Origin of the sequence: Methylobacterium oxalidis, from assembly GCF_007992195.1 — a bacterium.
Classification (GTDB): Bacteria; Pseudomonadota; Alphaproteobacteria; order Rhizobiales; family Beijerinckiaceae; genus Methylobacterium; species Methylobacterium oxalidis.
In genome coordinates, this window is record NZ_BJZU01000023.1 from 1 (window position 1) to 5,525 (window position 5,525).

6 protein-coding genes are annotated in these 5,525 nt (G+C 71.9%); 2 read left to right on the forward strand and 4 right to left on the reverse strand.

Annotated features, from left to right (window positions below; genetic code table 11):
- Positions 1-122 precede the first annotated feature (122 nt).
- Entirely contained in the window at positions 123-1,103 is a 981-nt protein-coding gene (locus tag MOX02_RS07405) for an MBL fold metallo-hydrolase (RefSeq protein ID WP_147025171.1), read from the reverse strand.
- An 87-nt stretch (positions 1,104-1,190) separates the two neighbouring features.
- Between MOX02_RS07405 and MOX02_RS07410 the strand changes: the two genes are divergently transcribed.
- Positions 1,191-2,000, forward strand: coding sequence for a helix-turn-helix domain-containing protein (locus MOX02_RS07410; RefSeq protein ID WP_238179900.1), 810 nt, complete (start codon positions 1,191-1,193; stop codon positions 1,998-2,000).
- A 23-nt stretch (positions 2,001-2,023) separates the two neighbouring features.
- On the opposite strand, the gene MOX02_RS07415 is transcribed toward MOX02_RS07410, so the two are convergent.
- The 3 genes from MOX02_RS07415 to fumC form a co-directional block, all read right to left on the reverse strand.
- Positions 2,024-2,245 (reverse strand): ribbon-helix-helix domain-containing protein, encoded by a 222-nt coding sequence (locus MOX02_RS07415; protein ID WP_147025173.1) that lies wholly within the window; start codon positions 2,243-2,245, stop codon positions 2,024-2,026.
- Positions 2,242-2,433 carry a DUF4169 family protein gene (locus MOX02_RS07420; RefSeq protein WP_147025174.1) on the reverse strand — a complete coding sequence of 64 codons (192 nt, stop codon included), beginning with the start codon at positions 2,431-2,433 and terminating at the stop codon, positions 2,242-2,244. Before MOX02_RS07420 ends, MOX02_RS07415 begins: the two co-directional genes overlap by 4 nt.
- A 61-nt stretch (positions 2,434-2,494) precedes the next feature.
- Positions 2,495-3,907, reverse strand: a complete 1,413-nt coding sequence (gene fumC, locus MOX02_RS07425; protein WP_147025175.1) for a class II fumarate hydratase — start codon at positions 3,905-3,907, stop codon at positions 2,495-2,497.
- 129 nt (positions 3,908-4,036) lie between these two features.
- On the opposite strand from fumC, the gene MOX02_RS07430 reads away from it, so the two are divergent.
- Positions 4,037-5,425 carry a cytochrome P450 gene (locus MOX02_RS07430; protein ID WP_147025176.1) on the forward strand — a complete coding sequence of 463 codons (1,389 nt, stop codon included), beginning with the start codon at positions 4,037-4,039 and terminating at the stop codon, positions 5,423-5,425.
- Positions 5,426-5,525 lie beyond the last annotated feature (100 nt).

Below are 5,525 nucleotides of genomic sequence, written 5' to 3' on the forward strand. Positions count from 1 at the left end.
TTCGGGAGAGGTCAAGTGCGCGTCAGAGCACCGGGTGAGGGGTGCGCCTTTTCCGGATAGACCTGATCTATCACCCCGTCTCTGCCGAACGGAAAAGAGGTGCCGCGCCGGAGCGAGGGGCCTCAGAGGTCGAGCTGATAGGTCACGGGAATCCAGCGGTAGGCGGCGCCCGCTCGGACGACGTAACCGAGCGACGGAAAGCTGGTGTGATAGCCGGCGACCACGAGATCCTCGCTCGCGGCCATGTCGTAGATCCGCCGCCGGGTCGCGGCCCCTTCTTCCTTGTCCATGTCGAACAGGGCATGCCAGTCGGGTCGGGCGAGCGATGCAACCTCGTGGTGGGCGCAGTCGCCCCAGATCAGAAGGCGACGCCCCTCGCTCTCGACGTGGAAGGCGAGATGGCCCGGCGTGTGTCCGCCGGCCGCGAGCGCGGTGACACCGGGGACGATCTCCGCTCCGGCCGCGATCAATTCCGTGCGGCCGCCGAGGGGCAGCAGATGGCTGCGAAACACGAGCGCCGACTTGTGCTCGTTGCTCTCCGGCGGCGCCGCGAGTGGCGCATCGGTCGACCAGAAGGCGTGCTCCGCCGCTCCGACCACGATGCGTGCGTTCGGAAAGACGCGGGTGCCGGCGTCCATCAGCCCTCCGATGTGATCGGTGTGACAGTGGGTGAGCACCACGACATCGATGCTGTCCGGCATGCATCCGGCCTGCATCAAGCGCTCCCGAAGCCGCCCACCGGCCGGGCGCGGCACGAAGCCGACGGCGCCGTTCCCGGTATCGAACAGAACGCGCTGCCGGCCGGTCTCGACGAGGACGGGCGTGAATCCCGGCCGGAAGCGGTCGGGGGGCAGGCGGTTCTCGCGCATCAGCGCCGCCATTTCCGTGCGCGGCCGGTCTTCTCCCACGATCGGCCAAGGGCCCTCGATCAGCGGCGACGCGTCGAGAAGCATCGTGACGGTGAATCGGCCCAGCCGGAACCGATGGAGTGCCACCGCCGAGCAGCCGCCTGCATCGGCCGCGGTGGCAGGACTCGGCGTGCGTGCAACCGCGGCTGCGGCGAGTCCGGCGGTGGTGAGCTGCCTGCGTGTCGGTCCGTTCATCGGATCATCCCCCTTCCCGGCGCCGTCCTGCGGCCTATGCTTGCGGAGCGGCAGCGCTCGGGCTTAGCAGCCGGGGAGGGGGGCGGATTGTACGAACGTGCTGCCGATCCGGCCCAGGGGCCGCTCTGGCATGTCGAGGGGGCGCACACCTTCTTCACCGGGCCGCTCCGCTACAACGCGAGCCATCAGCACGGCGCGCCGGTCTTCTTGGCCGGGCTGCAGGGTCCCTTCGGCCTGCGCCTGGGTGAACGCCCTTGGCGGACATGCCGGGCTGCGATGATACCGGCCGGCACCGCGCACGAACTCGACGTCGGCGGCAACCCGCTGGCGGTGCTGTACGTGGAACCGGGCGCCATGGGTCATCGACGGCTCTCGCGGCTGCTGCGGGGCGCGAGCGAGATCGACGGTGTCCTCATCGGCCAGCCCGAGGGCGCGGGCCTGCTCAGGGAAGTCTTCGAGAGCGGCACGGGCGCCGATATGGCCGCGCCGGCCCTCGCGGACCTGATCGCCTTCGCGCGCCGCCGCGACGACCACTCGCTCGATCCCAGGATCGTGCGCGCCGTCGAGCGCATGGCGCGTCTCTCGTGCGCGGCGACGGCGACGATCCTCGCTGCGGAGGCCGGATTGTCGATCTCCCGGTTCCAGCACCTCTTCACGCGCGAGACCGGCGTCCCCGTGCGCCGCTACCGAGCCTGGTTGCGGATGCGCGCGGCGATCGCGGAGATCGTCGCCGGCTCGAACTTCACGGCGGCCGCCCACGCGGCCGGCTTCGCCGACCAGCCGCATTTCGCGCACGACTTCCGCCGGACCTTCGGAGCGCCGGCCTCGGCCAGCCTTCTCCATATCCGCCGTCCGACGCCGCCCCGCCGGACGCTTTTCGAGACGCCTCTGTCCTAGGTGGGCGCCGGCTCAGGGCGGCCTCAGGCCCGCTCGCCGCGGGCGGCCGCCAGGACGAACACCCGGATCGCCGAGGAAAGGTTCTGCTGGCCCCGGCCCGCGTCGATCTCGCCGATGAGGGCCTGCACCGACAGGTCCCGGCCCCGCGCGATGTCGCGCAGCGCGTCCCAGAAGGGCTCCTCCAGCGAGACGCTGGTGCGGTGCCCCGCGATCATCACCGAGCGCTTGGCGACGCCCGTCGTCATGCCTCCGGGTCGTCGCCGCCCAGGCGGTGGCCCTCGTGGCGGTCGCGCTCCAGGGTCTTGCGGGCCTCGGCGAGCGTCCGGGCCTTCTTCGGGCGCCCGAACAGGATGCGGTTCTGCGCCGCCTCCTCGGCCTTGGCGGCGCGCTCCCGGCTCTTCCGGGCCTGGCGGAGGTTGATGATCTCGCCCATGCCTGCCTCCTCGTGTCGGGGCGCGGCGCGGAAGCCTCCCGCGGCCCGCGCGATGCTGGACCTATTCGGCGCCCGGCGCCAGCATGTCCTCCGGACGGACCACGCGATCGAACTCCGCCTCCGTGACGTGGCCTAGGCGCAGCGCCTCCTCCTTGAGGGTGGTGCCGTTCTTGTGCGCGGTCTTGGCGATCTCGGCGGCCTTGTCGTAGCCGATCGTCGGCGCGAGCGCGGTCACGAGCATCAGCGAGCGGCTCATCAGGTCGCCGATCCGGTCCTCGTTCGGCTTGATGCCGACAACGCAATTGTCCGCGAAGCTCACCGCCGCGTCGGCGAGGAGGCGGATCGACTGCAGCACCGCGTTCGCGATGACCGGCTTGAACACGTTCAGCTCGAAATGGCCCTGGCTGCCCGCGAAGGACACGGTGGTGCCGTTGCCGATCACCTGCGTGCAGACCATCGTCAGGGCCTCGGCCTGGGTCGGGTTGACCTTGCCGGGCATGATCGAGGAGCCGGGCTCGTTCTCGGGCAGCGAGATCTCGCCGAGGCCCGAGCGCGGGCCCGATCCCATCAGGCGGATGTCGTTGGCGATCTTGAACAGGCCGGAGGCCAGCGCCGAGAGCGCCCCTTGGGCGAAGACGAGGGCGTCGTGGCTCGCCAGCGCCTCGAACTTGTTCTCCGCCGAGGTGAAGCCGAGGCCGGTCAGCTCCGCCACCTTCGCGGCGAAGGCGTCGGCGAATTTCGGGTGGGCGTTGAGGCCGGTGCCGACCGCGGTGCCGCCCTGCGCCAGCGCGAGGAGCCCGGGCATCGTCGCGGCCACGCGCGCGCCCCCGAGCGCCACCTGCGCCGCGTAGCCGGAGAATTCCTGGCCGAGCGTCACCGGGGTCGCGTCCTGCAGGTGCGTGCGGCCGATCTTCACGATGCCCTCGAACGCCCTGGCCTTGGCGTCGAGCGCCCCGTGCAGGTGCGTCAGCGCCGGCATCAGGCGGTCGTTGATCTCGCGCGCCGCCGCGATGTGCATGGCGGTCGGGAAGGTGTCGTTCGAGGACTGGCCGCGGTTGCAATGGTCGTTCGGGTGGACCGGCGACTTGCCGCCGCGCTGGCCGCCGAGCCGCTCGTTGGCGAGGCTGGCGATCACCTCGTTGGCGTTCATGTTCGACTGCGTGCCCGAGCCCGTCTGCCACACGACGAGGGGGAACTCGTCGTCGTGGCGGCCCTCGACCACCTCGGCCGCCGAGGCGGCGATGGCGTCGGCGATCCGCGGCTCGAGCACGCCGAGATCCTTGTTCACGAGAGCCGCCGCCTGCTTCACGAGGCCGAGCGCGTGCACCAGCGGGGCCGGCATCCGCTCGACGCCGATCCGGAAGTTCTGGATCGAGCGCTGGGTCTGCGCGCCCCAGTAGCGGTGCGCCGGAACCTCGATCGGCCCGAACGTGTCGGATTCGGTGCGGGTGGCGGTCTCGGTCTGCGGCGACATCGTGGCCTCTACGTCTCTGTTTGCAGCGCACCTACTTACGGCAGGCGACCGCAAATCGCGATGGCGCTTTTCGGGGCGCCTGACAAACGGCTCCGCCTGTCCGGGGCCGGGAAACCGGATCGAGCCTGCATGCAGAGCCTGACGACGCCCGCGCCGGAGGCGCGCTTCCGCCCCAGGGTCCCGCCGCCGCTGCGGGAGCCGATGGGGCTGTTCGCCTTCCTGCGGGCCGCCCGCGCGAACCCCATCACGACCTGGATGGAGGACCATTTCGCCCTGCCGGTCGTCGCGGGCGAGGGCGCGATGGGGCGCGTCACCGTGGTCAGCGATCCGGACCTGATCCGCTACCTGTTCGTGGAGAACGCCCGCAACTACCGCAAGGACGACCTCCAGCGCCGGGTGCTGGCGCCGGGCCTCGGCAACGGCCTCCTGACGGCGGAGGGCGACGAGTGGCGCCTGCAGCGGCGCACGCTCGCGCCGATCTTCAACGCCCGCACCGTCGAGGGCTTCGCGCCCGCCATGAACGCGGCCGGCGCGCGCATCGCCCGGCGCCTCGCCCGGCGCGGGGGCCAGCGCGTCGACGTGGCGCTGGAGATGACGCGGGTCACCCTCGACGTGCTGGAGCGGACGATCTTCACCCACGGCCTGCCGAGCAACCCGGACGCGCTCGGGCGCGCCATCACGCGCTTCCTGGAGGCGGTGGGGCCGATCGACCCGCTCGACGTGTTCGGCGTGCCGGCCGTCGTGCCGCGGATCGGGCGCCTGCGGGCGCGCCCGGCGATCCGCTTCTTCGCCGAGGTGGTGGACGAGCTGATCGAGCGCCGCCGCCGGCTGATGCGGGCCGGCGAGGCGCCGCAGGACCTGCTGACGCTGCTCCTCGCCGCGCAGGACCCGGAGACGGGGCAGGGGCTCACCGACCTCGAGGTGAAGGCCAACATCGTCACCTTCATCGCGGCCGGCCACGAGACCACGGCGAACGCGCTGGGCTGGGCGCTCTACTGCCTGTCCCAGGACGAGGCCGCCCGCGCGCGGCTCGAGGCGGAGGTGGACGCCGCCGCGGGCGCGGACGGGTTCGCGGTGGCGAACCTGCCCTTCGCGAAGGCGGTGATGGAGGAGGCCATGCGGCTGTTCCCGCCCGTGCCCTTCATGAGCCGGCAGGCCATCGCGGAGGACCGGATCGGGCGCATCAAGATCCCGCGCGGCTCGCTGGTGATGGTGGCGCCCTACGTGCTGCACCGCCACCGCACCCTGTGGGACGACCCGGACGCCTTCGTGCCGGACCGGTTCCACGGCGCGGCGCGCGCGGCCATCCCGCGCTTCGCCTACCTGCCCTTCGGCGCGGGCCCGCGGGTCTGCATCGGGCAGAGCTTCTCCCTGCAGGAGCAGGTCATCGCCCTCGCGCACATCGTGCACGCGGTGCGCCTCTCCCTGCCCGCCGACCACGCGCCGGTGATCCCCCTCCACCGCGTGACGCTGCGGCCGGAGCACGGGCTCAGGATGGATGTGGAGCGGAGGCACTGACGGCGAGCCGACACCGGACCCGCGACCGTTCCCCCTCTCCCGTTCGGGTGAGGGCTGGGGTGAGGGGTGCGGGTTTTTCGGATCACGCGCACCCCTCACC